The organism is Pseudarthrobacter sp. RHLT3-21 (assembly GCF_059383495.1).
In genome coordinates this window covers 1-17,731 of the sequence record NZ_JBWZCI010000042.1, presented here as the reverse complement: position 1 = coordinate 17,731, position 17,731 = coordinate 1, and the positions used below count along the sequence as shown (strand labels likewise).

The 17,731-nt window shown below is 64.2% G+C and carries 15 protein-coding genes and 3 pseudogenes; 13 read left to right on the top strand and 5 right to left on the bottom strand.

All coding sequences use genetic code 11. The features are described from left to right. From AC50YA_RS22495 to AC50YA_RS22480, 4 genes are all read left to right on the top strand, one after another. On the top strand, positions 1–905 hold a 905-nt coding region (locus AC50YA_RS22495; protein WP_494984382.1), incomplete at its 5' end, for a glucose-6-phosphate dehydrogenase assembly protein OpcA. A 51-nt stretch (positions 906–956) separates the two neighbouring features. Beyond that, positions 957–2,060, top strand: a complete 1,104-nt coding sequence (locus tag AC50YA_RS22490; RefSeq protein ID WP_494984381.1) for an S-(hydroxymethyl)mycothiol dehydrogenase — start codon at positions 957–959, stop codon at positions 2,058–2,060. After that, entirely contained in the window at positions 2,060–2,680 is a 621-nt protein-coding gene (locus AC50YA_RS22485) for an MBL fold metallo-hydrolase (protein WP_494984380.1), read from the top strand. Before AC50YA_RS22490 ends, AC50YA_RS22485 begins: the two co-directional genes overlap by 1 nt. Positions 2,681–2,789: 109 nt before the next feature. Then, positions 2,790–5,144 carry an FdhF/YdeP family oxidoreductase gene (locus tag AC50YA_RS22480; RefSeq protein WP_494984379.1) on the top strand — a complete coding sequence of 785 codons (2,355 nt, stop codon included), beginning with the start codon at positions 2,790–2,792 and terminating at the stop codon, positions 5,142–5,144. An 81-nt stretch (positions 5,145–5,225) separates the two neighbouring features. Here AC50YA_RS22480 and AC50YA_RS22475 read toward each other — a convergent pair whose 3' ends face one another. Then, complete coding sequence (locus AC50YA_RS22475) at positions 5,226–6,494, bottom strand: helix-turn-helix transcriptional regulator (protein WP_494984378.1); 1,269 nt, start codon at positions 6,492–6,494, stop codon at positions 5,226–5,228. Between the two features lie 225 nt (positions 6,495–6,719). On the opposite strand from AC50YA_RS22475, the gene tkt reads away from it, so the two are divergent. The 8 genes and pseudogenes from tkt to AC50YA_RS22435 form a co-directional block, all read left to right on the top strand. Next, a complete protein-coding gene (tkt, locus tag AC50YA_RS22470; protein WP_494984383.1) occupies positions 6,720–8,852 on the top strand; it encodes a transketolase in 2,133 nt (710 codons plus the stop codon). Positions 8,853–8,963: 111 nt separating this feature from the next. Continuing rightward, on the top strand, positions 8,964–10,085 hold the full coding sequence (gene tal, locus AC50YA_RS22465; RefSeq protein ID WP_494984377.1) for a transaldolase: 1,122 nt from the start codon (positions 8,964–8,966) through the stop codon (positions 10,083–10,085). Between the two features lie 37 nt (positions 10,086–10,122). After that, positions 10,123–10,842 (top strand): ribulose-phosphate 3-epimerase, encoded by a 720-nt coding sequence (gene rpe, locus AC50YA_RS22460; RefSeq protein WP_494984376.1) that lies wholly within the window; start codon positions 10,123–10,125, stop codon positions 10,840–10,842. A 10-nt stretch (positions 10,843–10,852) separates the two neighbouring features. Beyond that, a complete protein-coding gene (locus AC50YA_RS22455) occupies positions 10,853–11,326 on the top strand; it encodes a ribose-5-phosphate isomerase (protein ID WP_494984375.1) in 474 nt (157 codons plus the stop codon). Positions 11,327–11,508: 182 nt separating this feature from the next. Continuing rightward, on the top strand, positions 11,509–12,528 hold the full coding sequence (gene fbaA, locus AC50YA_RS22450) for a class II fructose-bisphosphate aldolase (protein WP_494984374.1): 1,020 nt from the start codon (positions 11,509–11,511) through the stop codon (positions 12,526–12,528). 1 nt (position 12,529) lies between these two features. Further along, positions 12,530–12,652 (top strand): annotated as a pseudogene (locus AC50YA_RS22445) (DUF3151 domain-containing protein); the annotation flags it as partial. A 93-nt stretch (positions 12,653–12,745) separates the two neighbouring features. Then, positions 12,746–12,892 (top strand): hypothetical protein, encoded by a 147-nt coding sequence (locus AC50YA_RS22440; RefSeq protein ID WP_494984384.1) that lies wholly within the window; start codon positions 12,746–12,748, stop codon positions 12,890–12,892. 19 nt (positions 12,893–12,911) lie between these two features. After that, a pseudogene (locus AC50YA_RS22435) lies at positions 12,912–13,130 on the top strand (cation:proton antiporter); the annotation flags it as partial. A gap of 116 nt (positions 13,131–13,246) precedes the next feature. Here the strand turns inward: AC50YA_RS22435 and AC50YA_RS22430 are convergent. Then, positions 13,247–13,501: a cation:proton antiporter regulatory subunit gene (locus AC50YA_RS22430; protein WP_494984373.1), complete on the bottom strand. Its 255-nt coding sequence runs from the start codon at positions 13,499–13,501 to the stop codon at positions 13,247–13,249. 274 nt (positions 13,502–13,775) lie between these two features. On the opposite strand from AC50YA_RS22430, the pseudogene AC50YA_RS22425 reads away from it, so the two are divergent. Then, positions 13,776–14,561 (top strand): annotated as a pseudogene (locus AC50YA_RS22425) (integrase core domain-containing protein). A 107-nt stretch (positions 14,562–14,668) separates the two neighbouring features. On the opposite strand, the gene AC50YA_RS22420 reads toward AC50YA_RS22425, so the two are convergent. The 3 genes from AC50YA_RS22420 to AC50YA_RS22410 form a co-directional block, all read right to left on the bottom strand. Beyond that, complete coding sequence (locus tag AC50YA_RS22420; protein ID WP_494984372.1) at positions 14,669–15,331, bottom strand: DUF5134 domain-containing protein; 663 nt, start codon at positions 15,329–15,331, stop codon at positions 14,669–14,671. 85 nt (positions 15,332–15,416) lie between these two features. Then, positions 15,417–17,093 carry an APC family permease gene (locus AC50YA_RS22415; RefSeq protein WP_494984371.1) on the bottom strand — a complete coding sequence of 559 codons (1,677 nt, stop codon included), beginning with the start codon at positions 17,091–17,093 and terminating at the stop codon, positions 15,417–15,419. After that, the coding region (locus tag AC50YA_RS22410; RefSeq protein WP_494984370.1) for a copper amine oxidase at positions 17,090–17,731 on the bottom strand (642 nt) is incomplete at its 5' end. The genes AC50YA_RS22410 and AC50YA_RS22415, both read right to left, overlap by 4 nt.

Here is a 17,731-nt window from a genome sequence, read left to right as displayed (position 1 = left end):
GCCGGGTCCTGACCCTTGTGGTCGTGACCCGGTCCGGGCTCGAGGAAGAAGCGATCGAGGCCGCGAACGAGGCCAGCCGCGAACACCCCTGCCGGATCATCGTCCTCGCAGACGCCGGGGCGACCGCCCCGAACCGGCTCGACGCGCAGATCCGGGTGGGCGGTGACGCCGGCGCGTCCGAGGTCATCGTGCTCCGCGGCTACGGCGAACTCGCCCACGAAAGCGAATCCCTGGTCGCGGCCCTGCTGCTCCCGGACGCCCCGATCGTGGCGTGGTGGCCGCACGGGGCACCGGAGAACGCCTGCGAAACCTCAGTGGGCCGGATCGCGCACCGCCGGATCACGGACTCCGCCAACGAAACAGACCCCCAGCTGGCACTCGAAAACATCCGGGCCACCTACAAGGCCGGCGACACCGACCTCGCCTGGACCCGGCTGACGAACTGGCGGATCCAGCTCGCGGCCGTCCTGGACCAGGTGGACTCCTCCCCCGTCACCGCCGTCGCCGTCGAAGGCGCCTCCGACTCCCCGTCCACCATCCTGCTCGCGGCCTGGCTGACCCTTGCCCTGGACGCGCCCGTGACCATCGTCGCGGACCCCGCCGGCACCGGCATCCGCCGCGTCCGCCTCACCCGCCACACCGGCGACGTCCAGCTCTTCCGCCCCGGACTCTCCGTCGCGGAACTCACCCAGCCCGGACAGCCCGCCCAACGCATCTCCCTGCCACGCCGCAGCCTCAAAGACTGCCTCGCCGAAGAACTCCGCCGCCTCGACCCCGACGAAGTCTTCGGCGAAACGGTTCGCAGTCTTGGTACTTCCGGACTGCATCAAGCCAGCAGCGTGACATTCACCTGCAGCGGGGAGCCAGAACGTAACCGGGACCGCTTGTCACTGATCGCCGTATAAGGGGAACTCGACTCACCGGATCCGCCCGGATCCAGGAAAGGAACACAAAAAATGGTTCACAAAGTCAAGGCGGTCATCGCCAGGGAGAAGAATGCCCCGGTTTCGCTGGAGACTATCCTGGTCCCGGATCCGGGGCCGGGGGAGGCGCTGGTAGACATTCTCACGTGCGGAGTCTGCCACACAGACCTGCACTACAAGCAGGGCGGCATCGGCGACGAGTTCCCCTACCTGCTGGGCCATGAGGCCACGGGTGTGGTCAGCGCCGTCGGCCCGGGCGTCACGCAGGTGGCGCCGGGCGACCGCGTGATCCTGAACTGGCGTGCCGTCTGCGGCGAGTGTAGGGCTTGTGCCAAGGGCCAGCCGCAGTACTGCTTCAACACGCACAATGCCACGCAGAAGATGACGCTTGAGGACGGCACCGAGCTGTCTCCCGCGCTGGGCATCGGCGCCTTCGCGGAGAAGACACTGGTGGCCGCCGGGCAGTGCACGAAGATTGACGAGGACGCCGATGCCGCCGCCGTCGGGCTGCTCGGCTGCGGTGTGATGGCCGGCATCGGTGCCGCCATCAACACCGGTGAGGTCAAGCGCGGCGAATCAGTGGCGGTGATCGGCTGCGGCGGCGTGGGCATCGCAGCGATCGCCGGGGCAAAGCTGGCAGGGGCCACCACGATCATTGCGGTGGACATCGACGCGAATAAGGTGGACATGGCCAAGTCCCTGGGCGCAACGCACGGCGTGGATTCCAGCAAGGCAGACCCCATCGAGGCCATCCGGGCCCTCACTAACGGCAACGGAGCGGACGTGGTGATTGACGCCGTCGGCCGTCCCGAAACGTACAAGCAGGCGTTCTACGCCCGCGACCTCGCCGGCCGGGTGGTGCTGGTGGGCGTCCCGACGCCGGACATGAAACTTGAGCTGCCCCTGCTGGACGTCTTTGGCCGGGGCGGGTCGCTGAAGTCCTCCTGGTACGGCGACTGCCTGCCCTCCCGTGATTTCCCGATGCTGGTGGCGCACTACAAGCAGGGCAACCTGGACCTGGACGCCTTCGTCACCGAGCGCATCACCATTGACCAGGTGGAGGAAGCCTTCGCCAAGATGCACGAGGGCAAAGTCCTGCGCTCGGTCGTCGAAGTACAGTCTCTGAAGGAGCTCTAATGACAGTCACCATCGAAAACCTGGTCACCGCGGGCACTTTTGCGCTCGACGGCGGCACCTGGGACGTGGACAACAACGTCTGGATCGTGGGCAACGACGATGAATGCGTGATCATCGACTGCCCGCATGACGCCGAGGCGATCATCAACCAGGTCCGCGGCCGGAAGGTCCTGGCCATCCTGCTGACCCACGCGCACAATGACCACATCGGCGCCGCGCGGCAGGTCGCGGACGCTGTCGGCGCCCCGATCCACCTGAACCCGGAGGACCTGGTCCTCTGGAAGCAGGTCTACCCTGATACTGAACCGGACCGGTACCACGGGGACGGCGACGTGTTCGAGGTGGGCGGCACCGCGCTGTTGGCCATCCAAACCCCGGGCCATTCCCCGGGCTCCACCTGCTTTTACCTCGAAAGTGAGGGAACGGTCTTCACCGGTGACACCCTCTTTAACGGTGGCCCGGGAGCGACGGGACGCTCCTACAGCGACTACCCCACGATCCTGACCTCCATCCGGGAACGGCTGCTGACGCTGCCGGCCGAAACCGTGGTTCGCACCGGCCACGGCGACAACACTACGATCGGAGCTGAACGGGAAACTCTGGCTAAGGTTTCCTTGTAAATCAGGGTTCCCCATCAGCAGGATCCCACCGAGGCGCGCCAGGACAGCTGGCGCGCCTCATCGGGCGTTTTGAACAAGTACGGCATTAGCCGGTAAGGAAGTTGGAACAATGAAGTTCGGCAAGCAGCCCGCGCCAATTGCGGACATCAACGAGGACGATCTCGATATCCACCAGCCGAAAAAGGAAGCCGCCGGCGTCAAAGCGGTGATGGTTGCGCTGGAGCGCGCCGTCGCGCAGGCCGGAGTGTCCCGGACGGCTCAGTCGTTGCTGCGGGTGAACCAGCGGGGTGGTTTTGACTGCCCCGGCTGTGCGTGGCCGGAGTCGGACAAGAAGCGCAAGGCGGCCGAGTTCTGCGAAAACGGCGCCAAGGCCGTGGCCGAGGAGGCGACGCTCCGGACGGTGGGGGCGGAGTTCTGGGCCCGGCATTCCATCGCCGAGCTGTCCGGGAAGACGGAGTACTGGCTGGGTAACCAGGGCAGGCTCAGCGAACCGGTGGTGATCCGCGACGGTGACACCCACTATTCGCCGATTTCCTGGGCCGAAGCCTTCGAGCTGATCGGTGAGCACATCCGGGCGTCCACGCCGGACCGGTGCGTCTTCTACACCTCCGGCCGCACCGCGAACGAGACGGCGTTTATGTATCAGCTGTTCGCGCGGGCTTTGGGGACCAACAACCTGCCGGACTGTTCGAATATGTGCCACGAGTCCTCGGGCTCGGCGCTGAACCCGACCATCGGCATCGGCAAAGGAACCGTCTCCCTGGACGACATCCACGATTCGGAGCTGATCTTTGTGGTGGGGCAGAACCCCGGCACCAACCATCCCCGGATGCTGTCTGCGCTGAAGGAGTGCAAGGACAACGGCGGCAAGGTGGTGGCGGTCAACCCGCTGCCGGAGGCCGGGCTGTTCAACTTCAAGGATCCGCAGACCATCTCCGGGGTGGTCGGCGGCGGCACCCCGCTCGCCGACGAATACCTGCAGATCAAGGTGGGCGGGGACCTGGCCCTGTTCCAGGCCCTCGGCCACCTCCTCCTGGCGGAGGAGGAGCGGAACCCGGGCACCGTCGTCGACCGCTCCTTCGTTGAGGCGCAGACTGACGGTTTTGACGCCTACCGCGGGGCCCGCCAGGAACTGGACTGGGACGAAACCGAAAAGGCGACCGGCCTGTCCCGGAAGCAGATCGAGGACGTCGCCGGGATGCTGGTCCGGTCCAAGGCCACGATCTTCTGCTGGGCACTCGGCGTCACGCAGCAGCCGCACTCGGTGGACACCATCAAGGAGATGGTCAACGTCCTGCTGCTGCAGGGCAACTTCGGCAAGCCAGGCGCCGGGGCCTGCCCGGTCCGCGGCCACTCGAACGTCCAGGGCGACCGGACCATGGGCATCTGGGAAAAGCCTAAGGAGTGGCTCCTGGCGTCCCTCGATGCGGAGTTCGGGATCGAGTCCCCGCGGCACCACGGCTATGACGCCGTGGAATCCATGGAGGCCTTCGAGCGCGACGATGTGGACGTTTTTGTGTCCATGGGTGGCAACTTCTCGCTCGCCTGCTCGGACACGGAAACCCTGGAAGCGGGCATGCAGCGGATCGGCCTAACGGTGCATATCTCCACCAAACCGAACCGGTCCCACGTGGTGCACGGGCGCACGTCGCTGATCCTGCCCACGCTGGGCCGGACGGACAAAGACGACAAGCACCCCAAGGGCGCGCAGTTCCTGTCCGTAGAGGACTCCATGTCGGTGGTCCACTCCACCCAAGGCAGGCTGGCGCCGGTCTCCGAGCACCTGCTCGCCGAGCCGGTGATCGTCGCGCGGATGGCAGAAGCGACCTTCGGCAAGGACCACCTCGTGGACTGGAAGGCCATGGCCGAGGACTACGACGTGGTCCGCGACCACATCTCCCGCGTCCTGCCCGGGTTCGAGGACTTCAACGCCAGGGTCCGGACCAAAAACGGCTTTGTGCTGCCCAACCCGCCACGGGACACCCGCTCCTTCAAGACGGACATCGGCCGTGGCCGCTTCACCGTCAGCCCGCTGGAATACCTGACCCCGCCGGACGGCCATCTGGTACTCCAGACCATCCGCAGCCACGACCAGTACAACACCACGTTCTACGGCCTGGATGACCGGTACCGGGGCATCTCGGGCGGCCGCCGGGTGATCCTGGTACACCCTGAAGACCTGGCAGAACTGGGTTTCCAGGACCGGGACCTGGTGGACGTGGTCAGCACCTTCCGCGGCCACGACCGGCAGGCGGACAAGTTCCGGCTGGTGGCCTACCCCACGGCCAAGGGCTGCGCCGCCGCGTATTTCCCGGAAGCCAACGCCCTGGTCCACAAGGAAAACGTCGCCAGGGAATCCAACACTCCCGGCTTCAAGGCAATGTTCGTCCGGTTTGTGCCGCACGCAGTGGAGCCGGAAGCAGCCGAAGAGTCCACTTCGCTTGCGGCTGTCACGGCCGGCTGATCAGACAGCACAACGGCCCCGCTCCGAGGGAGGCGGGGCCGTCCTTCTTGCGTCGGCCGGTCAGCGGGGTTCCTACACGGGTCACCGGAGCCCGTGGCTGTGTGCCAGGGCGATGGCCTCGGTGCGTGAGCCGACGTCGAGCTTCCTGAACAGGTTCCGCACATGGAACTTGACCGTATTCTCGCTGATGCCCAGCGCTGAGGCGATTGTACGGTTGCGTTGTCCGGCCACAAGGTGCTGGAGCACTTCGAGCTCCCGGGCGGCAAGGTCCCATCCGGCGACATCCCCGGCCGGGCGTGCCGGCAGGTCCAAGGGGAGAGTGACGAAGACGTCCGCACCCCAGCCTGGCATGACGTCGATCCGCAGCTGTCCGGTGAGCGCCTGGACCCGGCGGTCCAGGCGGGCGATGCTCGGAGCATCGGCGGCGAGTGCACCCCGGCCGTCGTCGCGTACGTTGATCAGCAGGTTTTCGCCGTCGCAGTCCCACTGCGTCCGTACTCTGCTGACGTCCGGTTGTTCCGTCATGGCCAGCACAAGTCCGCGGACGATGGCCCGTGCCGCGTGGGCAACTTCGCCGGGCAGGGCCCTTCCATTCAGCGGCGGTTCGATAAATTCGATCTCGATGCCGCTGTAGCGTGTGAGCGGTCGCAGGTCCTCGCGTAGGCGTTCGAAGGCCTTGGCGACGGGCTCTTTTACCAGGTCCGTCGTGCGGTCACTATGGGTGCGGAGCCCGATTAAGGCCTTGGCGGTGAGGTCAGTGACGGTTGAGCGGGCTAATGCATCGTCCAAGGAGGACGAACGCAGGGCTGCCAGGAGGGTCTCCAGGGTGGTGGAGTGCAGATCGGTCAGTTCCGCCGTCACGCGGAGGCGTTCAGCGGAAGCCGCCCGTGATTCCAGCAGGTACGACGGCGGCGCATCGGCCACTTTCTCCCGGATCCGCCGCGCAGTAAGGCGCCACAGGTACTTCACCAGGTCCAGCCCGGCGTTGTGTCCCGGATCGGCAGGGTGAGGATCCGTGAGGACGAGAAGGGCATTGCTGGAGGCGTGCTTCAGGGCGAGCACCTGGCGGGGCCGGCCGGCGAGCTCGGCTTCCCCGAACCAGGGTGTCTCATCCGAAAGGGTAGCGCGAAGCGTGTCCAGCTCGGCGATGGAGGCCCGGGAAATGATCTCTTCGGCGCCTGCCTTCTTCTGCGGCCGCCCCGTGCAGTCTTCGGTGAAGATGACCAGCGCGCTGCTTCCCATGCAAGGGAGGGTGGCCTCACGCAGTCGCTCCGCTATCTGGGCTAAGGGGGCATCGGCCACTGCTGCCACGCTCTCCAAAAGTGGCCACGGCAGGTCTGGCAGGGGCATAGCAGATTCCTTCAGGGGTGGGTCAGCGGCAGCGCTCATCCGGCCAGCATACCCGGGCGGAAACGTCCAACCAACCCTAAAGGGTAGTAAGAACCGTCAGAAAACAGTGTTACCCCTGCCCATTTGTTTCGCAATCATGGTTATCAACCAGAAAGCATCCGTCCGGCCGCTACAGGCCGATGACCAGATCAAAGAGGACAAACCGTGAACCCGACAACAAATGTGATGCTCTCCAGCACTACAAATTCAGCAACACTCGACTGGACGCACGCGGACGGGCGTGCGGTGGACACAGCCCGTGTTTTGGCCGCGGACGCCGTCGAGAAGGTCGGCAACGGCCACCCCGGCACGGCCATGAGCCTGGCACCGGCCGCCTACCTTCTTTTCCAGAAGCTGATGCGCCACGACCCGCGCGACCCGGACTGGCTGGGACGGGACCGTTTCATCCTCTCACCCGGGCACTCCTCGCTGACCCTGTACATCCAGCTGTTCCTGTCCGGCTACGGCCTGGAACTGGACGACCTTAAGGCGCTCCGCACCTGGGATTCCCTGACGCCGGGCCACCCGGAGTACAAGCACACTGCCGGTGTCGAAATCACCACCGGGCCGCTGGGCCAGGGCCTGGCCTCCTCGGTGGGCTTCGCCTACTCACAGCGCCGGATGCGCGGCCTGTTCGACGCCGACGCTGCCGAGGGCACGTCCCCGTTTGACCACATCATCTGGGTCATCGCCTCCGACGGCGACATCCAGGAAGGCGTGACCTCCGAGGCTTCCTCCCTGGCCGGGCACCAGGAACTGGGTAACCTCGTAGTGATCTACGACGAGAACCACATCTCCATTGAGGACGACACCGACATCTCCTTCACCGAAGATGTCCTGAAGCGTTACGAGGCCTACGGCTGGCACACCCAGCGCGTGGACTGGACCGAGACGGGCGAATACGTCGAAGACGTCCAGGAGCTGTACTCGGCCCTGGTCGCCGCGAAGGCTGAGACCTCCAAGCCGTCCATCATCTCGCTGCGCACCATCATCGGCTACCCGGCGCCGAAGAAGCAGAACACGGGCAAGATCCACGGTTCAGCCTTGGGCGCAGATGAAGTCGCCGGCCTCAAGGAGGTTCTGGGCTTCGATCCGGCCAAGTCCTTCGAGGTGGACCAGGACGTCCTGGCGCACGCCCGCTCCGTAGTTGACCGCGGTGCCGCGGCCCGCAAGGAATGGGATGAGTCCTTCAACGCCTGGCAGGCAGCCAACCCCGAGGGCGCTGCCTTGTTGGAGCGGATCGAAGCCAAAAAGCTTCCCGCCGGACTCGACGCCGCCCTGCCGGTCTTCGAAGCCGGCAAGGACGTCTCCACGCGTGCAGCGTCCGGCAAGGTCCTGAACGCGATCGGACCGGTCATGCCGGAACTGTGGGGCGGTTCGGCCGACCTTGCTGAGTCCAACAACACCACCATCGAGGGATCGCCGTCGTTCATCCCGGCCTCCCGCTCCACGGATACGTGGAAGGGCAACCCGTACGGCCGGGTCCTGCACTTCGGCATCCGCGAGCACGCCGCGGCGTCGATCGTGAACGGCATCTCGCTGCACGGCCGGACCCGCGCTTTTTCCGGCACGTTCCTGATCTTCAGCGACTACCAGCGCCCCGCCATCCGCCTCTCCGCACTCATGGGCGCCCCGTCCATCTACGTGTGGTCCCACGACTCCATCGGCCTCGGTGAGGACGGCCCCACCCACCAGCCGGTGGAGCAGCTCTGCACCCTGCGTGCGATCCCCGGCCTGGACGTGGTTCGTCCCGGCGACGCGAACGAGGTGGGCATAGCGTGGAAGACCATGCTGGAGAACCACGAGAACCCGGCAGGCATAATCCTGACCCGTCAGAACGTTCCCACCTTCGCCCGCGGCGTGGGCGCGGCCGAGGGCGACACCTTTGCTTCCCCTGCCGAGGTGGCCAAGGGCGGCTACGTGCTGGCCGAGGCATCCAAGGACGGCGCTACCGTCCCGGCCCAGGTGCTGCTGATCGCCACCGGCTCCGAGGTGCAGTTGGCCGTCCAGGCCCGCGAAGCCCTCCAGGCCGAAGGCATCGCCGCCCGCGTCATCTCCATGCCGTGCGTTGAGTGGTTCAACAAGCAGGACGCCGCTTACCGCGAGTCCGTGCTGCCCGCCGCCGTCAAGGCCCGCGTCTCCGTGGAGGCCGGCCTGGCCCTGGGCTGGAAGGAATTCGTCGGCGACGCCGGCCGTTCCATCAGCCTCGAGCACTACGGTGCTTCGGCAGACTACAAGCGCCTGTTCCAGGAGTTCGGCATTACCGCGGAGGCTGTTGCCGCCGCTGCCAAGGATTCCCTCGCCGCGGCCCGCAACTAACCTTTCAACTGCACTGCGGCCGGCGCCGCGGGACGACCTCATGGGGGGCGTCCCGCGGCGCCGCCGCAAACTCTCAACTGTTCATCATTTTCGAAGGAAGAAGCAGAAGCCATGACCAACGCAACACCCACCGCACAGCTCTCCGACGCCGGTGTGTCCATCTGGCTGGACGACCTCTCCCGCGAGCGGCTCGCCAGCGGCAGCCTGCAGAAGCTCATCGACGAAAAGAGCGTCGTCGGCGTGACCACCAACCCGTCCATCTTCCAGGCCGCGATCACCTCCGGCACTGACTACGATGCAAAGATTGCCGAACTTGCCGCGCAGGGCGCCGGCGTCGAGGAGACGATCTTCGAGATCACCACCACCGACGTCGCCGACGCCTGCGACCTCTTCGCCCCGGTTGCCGCCGCCACTAACGGCGTCGACGGCCGTGTCTCCATCGAGGTCGACCCCCGCCTGGCCTGGGACACCGAAGGCACCATCGTTGAGGCCAAGAACCTGTACAAGAAGGTGGACAAGGACAACGTCCTCATCAAGATCCCGGCAACCCTCGAAGGCCTCGCGGCCATCACGGCAACCCTGGGCGAGGGCATCAGCGTCAACGTGACCCTGATTTTCTCCCTGGAGCGCTACCGCGCCGTTATCAACGCCTTTCAGGGGGGCCTGGAACTGGCCAAGGAAAACGGGCACGACCTCGCCAGGATCCACTCGGTGGCATCGTTCTTCGTTTCCCGCGTGGACTCCGAAATCGACAAGCGCCTTGACGCCATCGGCACCACCGAAGCCAAGGCTCTCAAGGGCAAGGCCGGCGTGGCGAACGCCCGCCTGGCCTACCAGGTGTACGAAGAGCTCTTCTCCACCGAGCGCTGGGCAGTCCTGGCCGCAGCCGGCGCACGCCCGCAGCGTCCGCTGTGGGCCTCCACCGGCGTCAAGGACCCGGCCTACCCCGACACTCTGTACGTGACCGGACTGGTTGCTTCCGACGTCGTCAACACCATGCCCGAGAAGACCCTCGACGCCACCTTCGACCACGGCGTGGTCACCGGTGACACGATTACCGGCACCTACGAGGAATCCAACGGCGTGCTGAACGCCCTGGACGCACTGGGCATCTCCTACAACGAGGTTGTAGCGCTCCTGGAATCCGAAGGCCTGGACAAGTTCGTGGCCAGCTGGAAGGAACTGCTGGCCGACGTCGAAGGCGCCCTCGCCACCGCACGGAAGGCATCCTGACCCACCGAGCTCTGACCGCTACCGAAAGGCAGACACCATGTCCGCATCACCTTTGAAGTGCTGCATCAACCCCAGCATCCTCTCGGCCGACTTCGTCAACCTCGAGGCCGAGCTTGCCCGCATCAGCAACGCCGATGCCGTGCACGTGGATGTCATGGACAACCACTTCGTGCCGAATCTGACCATTGGCCTGCCCGTCGTGGAACGGCTGCAAAAGGTCAGCCCCGTGCCGTTGGACGCCCACCTGATGATTTCCAACGTGGACCGCTGGGCGCCACAGTTCGCCGACGCCGGCCTGAGCTCGGTGACATTCCACGTCGAGGCGTCCGAGGCCCCCATCAAGCTCGCCCGGGAACTTCGCGCTCGCGGGGCTAAAGCAGGCATGGCACTCCGCCCGGCCACCCCGGTGGAACCGTACCTGGACATGCTCCCCGAACTGGACATGCTGTTGATCATGACGGTGGAGCCGGGCTTTGGCGGCCAGGCATTCCTGGATGTCATGTTGCCCAAGATCCGCCGTGCCCGCGCGGCGGTCGAGGGTTCGGGGGTGAACGTGGCCATCCAGGTCGACGGCGGCATTACGGAGGAAACCATCACCCGCGCCGCGGAGGCCGGTGCCAACGTCTTTGTGGCCGGATCCGCGGTGTACGGCAAGCCGTCGCCTGCGGATGCCATCGAGTCGCTGCGTGCGAACGGCCAGCTCGCCTTCACCTCAACATCACTGCACCCCAACCACACTGCACCCCAACCAGCCTGAAGGACCACTCATGCGCGTTCACATCGCAACCGACCACGCCGGCATGGAGCTCAGCTCCCACCTCATCACCGCACTGTCTGCCAACGGCTACGAGATGGTGGACCACGGGCCTGCGGCCTATGACGCCGAGGACGATTACCCGGCATTCTGCATCAAAGCGGCGTCCGCCGTCGCGGCCGACCAGGCCGCTGGCGTGGACGCCCTCGGGATAGTGCTGGGCGGATCGGGCAACGGCGAGCAGATCGCCGCGAACAAGGTCAAAGGCGTGCGCGCGGCCTTGGCCTGGAACTTGGACACGGCCAAGCTGGCCCGCGAACACAACGACGCCAACGTGGTGGCAGTCGGCGGGCGCCAGCACACCGTTAAGGAGGCCACCGAACTGATCGAGGCATTCCTGGCGGAACCATTTAGCAAGGCCGAGCGCCACGAGCGTCGCATCGGCAAAATCGCCAGCTATGAAGCCACCGGCGAAGTTGCCGAGTAGTTTGGCGCTTCACCAAGGGATTCACGTGCGGGTTCGCCAACGCGGGGAGTGGTGAGCAGGCCGAGAGTAGGGCTCAACCGAACCGGCCTTTCTCGGAGCCCGGACAGGTCAGGAATCAGGCGAGGAACCACGGCCTAACCAGCAGGAGGGCCCATAGACGAAAACTCACCATAGGAGTCAGCATGCCCATTGCAACCCCAGAGATCTACTCCGAGATGATTGACCGTGCCAAGGCCGGCGGCTATGCATTCCCGGCCGTTAACGTCACGTCCTCGCAGACGCTGAACGCCGCGCTGCGCGGCTTCGCCGAGGCTGAGTCCGACGGTATCGTCCAGGTGTCCACCGGCGGTGCCGCGTACTGGTCCGGCGCCTCCACGAAGGACATGGTGGCCGGTTCGTTCGGTTTCGCTGCGTTCGCCCGTGAAGTGGCCAAGAACTACGGCGTGAACATCGCCCTGCACACGGACCACTGCCCCAAGGACAAGCTGGACGGCTTTGTCCTGCCGCTGCTGGCAGCTTCCGAGGCAGAGGTCAAGGCCGGCCGGAACCCGATTTTCAACTCCCACATGTGGGACGGTTCGCACGAGCCGCTGAACGAGAACCTGAGCACCGCCCGGGAACTGCTCGAGCGCACCGCCGCCGCGAAGATGATCCTCGAAGTTGAAATCGGCATTGTCGGCGGCGAGGAAGACGGCGTTGAAAACGCCATCAACGACAAGCTGTACACCACGGTCGAGGATGCCCTGGCCACCATTGAAGCCCTCGGCGCCGGCGAGAACGGCCGTTACATGACGGCATTGACCTTCGGCAACGTGCACGGTGTGTACAAGCCGGGCGGTGTGAAGCTGCGCCCGGAGATCCTCAAGGATATCCAGGCTCAGGTGGGAGCCAGGCTTGGCAAGGACAGCCCGTTCGACCTCGTGTTCCATGGCGGCTCCGGTTCTTCGGACCAGGAGATCGCCGACGCCGTTTCCTACGGCGTGATCAAGATGAACATCGACACCGACACCCAGTACGCCTACACGCGTCCGGTGGTGGACCACATGTTCACGAACTACGACGGCGTGCTGAAGGTCGACGGCGAAGTGGGCAACAAGAAGCTCTATGATCCGCGCGTCTGGGGTGCTTCCGCCGAGGCAGGCCTGGCCGCCCGCGTCGTCGAGGCAACCAAGCAGCTCGGTTCGGCCGGGAAGACGTTCTAATATGTTTGACGAGTTCCGCAAGAACCTGTTGGGCCCCGAGCCCACGCTCCTGCCTGCCGAGACGAACGTCTACCAGCAGCTGGACGCTGGCGCGGAAGCCCTGGACTCGCTGCGCCATGATCCCCTATAGCGGCGCACCGGAGCCTCAAGGACTAGCGCTTGGGACTGCGGCTTTGTTGACTCGGGGTCTTCAGCCGCGGTGAGCGCGGCGATGGGCGTGAGTTGGACCAGCCGTCGCGGCGTTGTCCGCGTACGCCCGTCGCCGCGACCCGACGTCGTCCTTCACACCGGCCACCTGCTGGTAGCTGTTGTTGGCACCCAGGAAGGCCTCGAAACAGCGGCCGAGATCCTGCGTCACGGATAGAGACCGTGGGCCCGCTGGCCTGACCCTCATCGAACTGGGGCCGTTGTGTTCTGCGTTGGCCTGTTGGCCAGGCTGGCCGAACGGATCGGTATGTCGCCCATCCCGGTCATTCTGTTGGGGGTTCGCCTTCGGCGCGGGCGGGATTGTTGAGCTTGAAGGCATGAAGGAATATGCGCACCTCTCGGGGGAAATCGGCGTTATCCTGCTGTTGCTTATGCTCGGGCTGGAATATACGGCGAGGGGAGCACCTCGCCTTCACGCATGATCGCCACAATGGAGACACGGCACCGGGTGCGGATACGGGCCTTTCCCATGGGGTGGTTCTGGGGACGAGGAGTCCGGCGCCATCGAGAACTACCGGGTGACGATGCCCGAAACGTCCTTGTATTCTTCCGAGGGCTTTATGGCCAAATGCTGCCCGCTCAGGAGGTAACCAAAGATAGCTGCTTCCTCTCCGGTCAGTGCAATTGAAGCCTGGCAGGTATGGGGATCATCGCAGGTGGAAACCAAGAGTTCCGTCTGGCCTTCCCGCAGCTCTATCGCGCCCATACGGCGGCCGGATGACGTCATAAAATCCTTCCGTCGCTTGAGGCCCGGAAGGTTCGTCACGGCTACTCCGACGTCTCGGATTCCAGGCCCTCGACATACAGGCCTGCATGATGAACGTGCTCACCACCCGTGCGGCGGACCTTGCGGCCGAAGGAGACTGCCAGGACGGTGGTGGCGAGGGGGTCATCATGGCTTCCTCGGAAGCATTCCCTCTCGGTGTCTAGGTGTAATACCCACGGAGGTTAGTGACAGACGGCGTGGTTAGGTGACAAAAAGAAGACCTCCGGGTGGAGTGGGGCTTGTCTAGAGTCCAGTTCCACAAACGGAGGTCTTCATGTCCCACCCTAATGCTTTTCTCGCACCCAAAGGCCGGCTGCAGTTGGCCAGATGCATCGTCGAGGACGGCTGGCCGCTTCGTCGGGCCGCCGAGCGTTTCCAGGTTTCCGTTCCTACCGCCGCACGCTGGGCCGGCCGTTACCGTGAACACGGCGAGAAGGGGATGGAGGACCGCTCCAGCCGCCCTCTTGATTCTCCCTCGCGGACCCCGCAACGGCGGGGAGCGGCGGATCATCGCCCTGCGCGTGAACCGGCGATGGGGGCCTGCCCGGATCGCGTATCTGCTGTGTCTCCAGCCGTCCACCGTGCACAAAGTCCTCTCCCGGTTCGGGCTGGCGAAACTGCCCGTGGCTGGACCGTGCCACGGGCAGGGTCATCCGCCGCTACGAGCACGAGAAGCCCGGCGATTTGATCCACGTCGACATCAAAAAACTCGGACGCATCCCTGACGGTGGCGGCCACCGCGTCATGGACCGGGACGCGGGCAACAGGAACAAGACGGGGACCGCAGCGAACCGACGCCCCGGCTACGCCTACCTGCATAACGCCCGGCCCGGACATCAAACACAAGCGGACCAGGCCCTACCGCCCGCAGACCAACGGCAAGGTCGAGCGCTTCAACCGCACCATGCTCGAGGAATGGGCCTACGCCCGCCCCTACACGTCAGAGGCCGAGCGTGTTGCCGCTTTCCCGGCGTGGCTCCGTGACTACGATCATCACCGAGGCCACACCTCACTCAAAGGTCAGCCACCAGCAAGCCGCGTCACTAACCTCCGTGGGTAATACATCTAGGCCTTGAGTGAATCATGCTCATAGAACGCATCATTCATAGAATGAACGCCTACTATAAGCAGGCCAGGGTTCACATCACCGCGCAAGAGGGTGTCCGTTCATGCCGACATGGTGGCAAACATCAGGGCCATGACGGCAGCGCCGAGAGCTTCGAGCCCGTGTTCTGCGCGGACGGAGAACTTTGGAGCCGCCGCGTCGCGGATAGTGGCTTTCGTTACCCGGAAACGCAGTAGAAGGACAATGAAAACTACCGCCGCAGCTCCGAAGAATACTGTCAGTGGGATGGCCAGATCGGGTAAGCGATCAAAGGTTGATGCAGCCGTGCTTGGGGCTGCGGCTGCCATCGCGTGGTGGGCGTTCGAGAGTGACATTCCGCCTGCCGGAACGATTCCATGGCCGGCGGTAGTCACATGACCCATCATCATGGCGACCATGAGAACAGCGCCGGCCATAGTGAGGCTGTGGTAGACGCATTTTAGCCGGCCCTGGCTACCCGCGCAGAGCATTTTGAACTCCGGCCGGGCGACCGCCTGAATGACAAACCACAGTGCCGCACCGGTGAGGACGGCGATCTGCGCCAGCACGGTCGAGGGCACGAGGTTCCACACCATCGCCGCCATCAGGACGTTCATGAAGGCATGGAGGATCTTGTTAACCCGGTCCGTGAGCTGGTGAGACCTTGTCGCCTGCAGGAAGTGATAGCTTCCGCTAAGCAGCAGGACGGCCGTGAGGGTCCAGGTAATTGCGGGGATATTGAACACGCGGATCACACTCTCACTACTGGGTTTGGGTTAGGGACGGGTTCGGTCCCCGGTGCGGCTGTCGGCCGCACCGGGGACCCCCTGTCTAGCGCAGATCCTCCTCCCGCTCTAGTTCGCGTTCCAGCTCTAGTTCATCGCGCAGAGTCAGCTTGCCGTGCGTCTCCCCCAGCGCCTTGGCGACACCGAGCTCGACCGGGCTAAGATGCGTCACATCTTGTTCATCCAGGACCGGGCCGTGAGCGTCGTCAGCGAGAACGACGTGGCCGATGGTTTCATACTTGAGCGGATTGGTCTTCCGCAGGTAAAGTGCCTGGCCTGCCCCCACGATGAAGAGCCCAGCGGCGATGTAGGGGATGAGCTTGAAAAGCAGAGACGACGCTGCAGGCCCGGCAGCGGTGTCCAGGTTCAGGCACATCAGGATGACAACACCCAACATCCCCAGTCCACCGAGAATGGGTGCGACTTTGGTGCGCCACACTTTTTCTTCCGGGTGGTGCTTGCGGAAATAGTTGAACACAGCGGCCATGGTCACGGTCTGCACAATCAGGAGCGAGAATGTCCCGAGCACGGCCAGAACGATAAAGAGATCCAGGTATGGGTCCTTGTTAAAGAACCAGAACCCGAGAACCCACAGGATTGCAAAACCTGTCTGGACGAACGACGCGAAGTGGGGGGATCCGTGCTTCTTATGGGTCTTGCCAAATACGCCGGGCAGGACTCCTTCCCTTCCCAGCGAATACATGTACCGTGCTGCGGCGTTGTGGAAAGCCATTGCGCAAGCGAAGGATCCGGTCATCATCAGCCATTCCATGGCCATAACCCATCCGTGGCCGACAAAGACGTCCGTGGGGTGAAAGAACATGTCCAGGGGATTGGCGCTTTGCGCCAAAGCAATGGATCCTGCGGCACCGTTCCCGGCAACGGACATCCAGGACACAAACGTGTAGAAGACACCGACGCCGGTGACCGCGATCATCGTGGCGATAGGGATGATCTTCTTCGGGTTCTTCGATTCCTCCCCATACATGACTGTCGATTCGAATCCGGTCCAGGACCAGAACGCGATGAACAGGGCAAGTCCCGGCGCGGCGACTTGCAGACCGTTTGGTTCGAACGCTATAACCGGATTCAGCGTCTCTGGCATCAGCCCGTCGGGGCCACCGCCATGGAAGAGCACGCCGAAGGCCATGACTGCGAGAATCCCGATCTCAGTGGCCAGCAGTATTGCCAGGATTTTCGCTGCGAGGCTGATCTCAAAGTAGGTCAGTATCCCGATGAGGACGAGGCCGACCAAGGCGAAAACAACCCAATGGATGTCCACCCCCAATTGGTCCTGGAAAGCCAGATGGGCGAAGTAGGAGAAAATACCGATGATGCTGGCTTCAAAGACGATATAGCCGAAGGTGACCATGTAGCCGGTCCCGAGGCCGACTACGCGTCCCAAACCGCGGGAAATGAATCCGTAGAAGGCGGCCGTTGATGTCACATAGCGGGCCATCGTGACATATGCGATCGCAAAGACCGACAGGATAACCGTCGCCCAAATGTATGTTGCCGGGGTTCCGGTTCCGACACCGTAGCCGACCGCAAACGGGACATTTCCGCTCATCACCGTAATCGGTGCGGACGTCGCGACGGCCATGAAAACCACATCCCACAGCCCCAGGGTGTTGGGCTTCAGGCTACCCGGCTGTGAGCGGGGCTTGGAGGCACCGGAAGTTGCCGTGTCTTTTGGTTTCCCCACGACGCTTTGCCGGCTCATTGTTCGGTTCCGTTGCAGCACTGTCCGGTGTCGGTGGAGGCGGGTGCGGTGATGTTGGTGGGCAGGTTCAGGGTTGGGTTTTGGTCGAAGAAGCCGTGGGGTTCGAGCTTGAAGCCGATGTTCTGGCGGGGCATGACGGGCCAGTCTTCGAGGCGGACGACGTGGTGCATGCCGAAGGTGTACCAGACCACGAGGTCCTGGTCGACGATGTTTCGGTCGGCCTGGGTCCAGATGTGCAGGCCGTCGTCGGCGCCGGTGGCCTGGTTGGGGAACTCGCCGGCCGCGAAGCGTTCCGTGCGGTCGTAGGCGGTGACCCAGAGGTTGTTGCGGGCGAACTGCGCGCGCTTGCTCACATACGATTCGTCACCGGCAGCCAGAACGATGGCATCGGTCGGGATGAGACGGTAGGCAACTGGTTCGTCCACGAGGTTCCTGCTGTCATGGTTGGCGATTTTCCAGAAGCGGTGCTTGGAGGTGTCTGCCTTGCGGATTGCGGCCTGTTCGGTCTCCAGGAGCCGGTCGACGGCCTTGAAAGCGGTGTGTGTGGGGTTGTCTTCGGGGATTTCCATGTCCACTTCGTAGACGGCGTTGCGCGGGCCGTCGATTTCGAAGTCCATGCGGACGTTGAACATGTGCTG

Coding starts and splice junctions, on each gene's coding strand:
- AC50YA_RS22490 (WP_494984381.1), top strand. CDS start 957: ATGGTTCACAAAGTCAAGGCGGTCATCGCCAGGGAGAAGAATGCCCCG.
- AC50YA_RS22485 (WP_494984380.1), top strand. CDS start 2,060: ATGACAGTCACCATCGAAAACCTGGTCACCGCGGGCACTTTTGCGCTC.
- AC50YA_RS22480 (WP_494984379.1), top strand. CDS start 2,790: ATGAAGTTCGGCAAGCAGCCCGCGCCAATTGCGGACATCAACGAGGAC.
- AC50YA_RS22475 (WP_494984378.1), bottom strand. CDS start 6,494: ATGCCCCTGCCAGACCTGCCGTGGCCACTTTTGGAGAGCGTGGCAGCA.
- tkt (WP_494984383.1), top strand. CDS start 6,720: ATGCTCTCCAGCACTACAAATTCAGCAACACTCGACTGGACGCACGCG.
- tal (WP_494984377.1), top strand. CDS start 8,964: ATGACCAACGCAACACCCACCGCACAGCTCTCCGACGCCGGTGTGTCC.
- rpe (WP_494984376.1), top strand. CDS start 10,123: ATGTCCGCATCACCTTTGAAGTGCTGCATCAACCCCAGCATCCTCTCG.
- AC50YA_RS22455 (WP_494984375.1), top strand. CDS start 10,853: ATGCGCGTTCACATCGCAACCGACCACGCCGGCATGGAGCTCAGCTCC.
- fbaA (WP_494984374.1), top strand. CDS start 11,509: ATGCCCATTGCAACCCCAGAGATCTACTCCGAGATGATTGACCGTGCC.
- AC50YA_RS22415 (WP_494984371.1), bottom strand. CDS start 17,093: ATGAGCCGGCAAAGCGTCGTGGGGAAACCAAAAGACACGGCAACTTCC.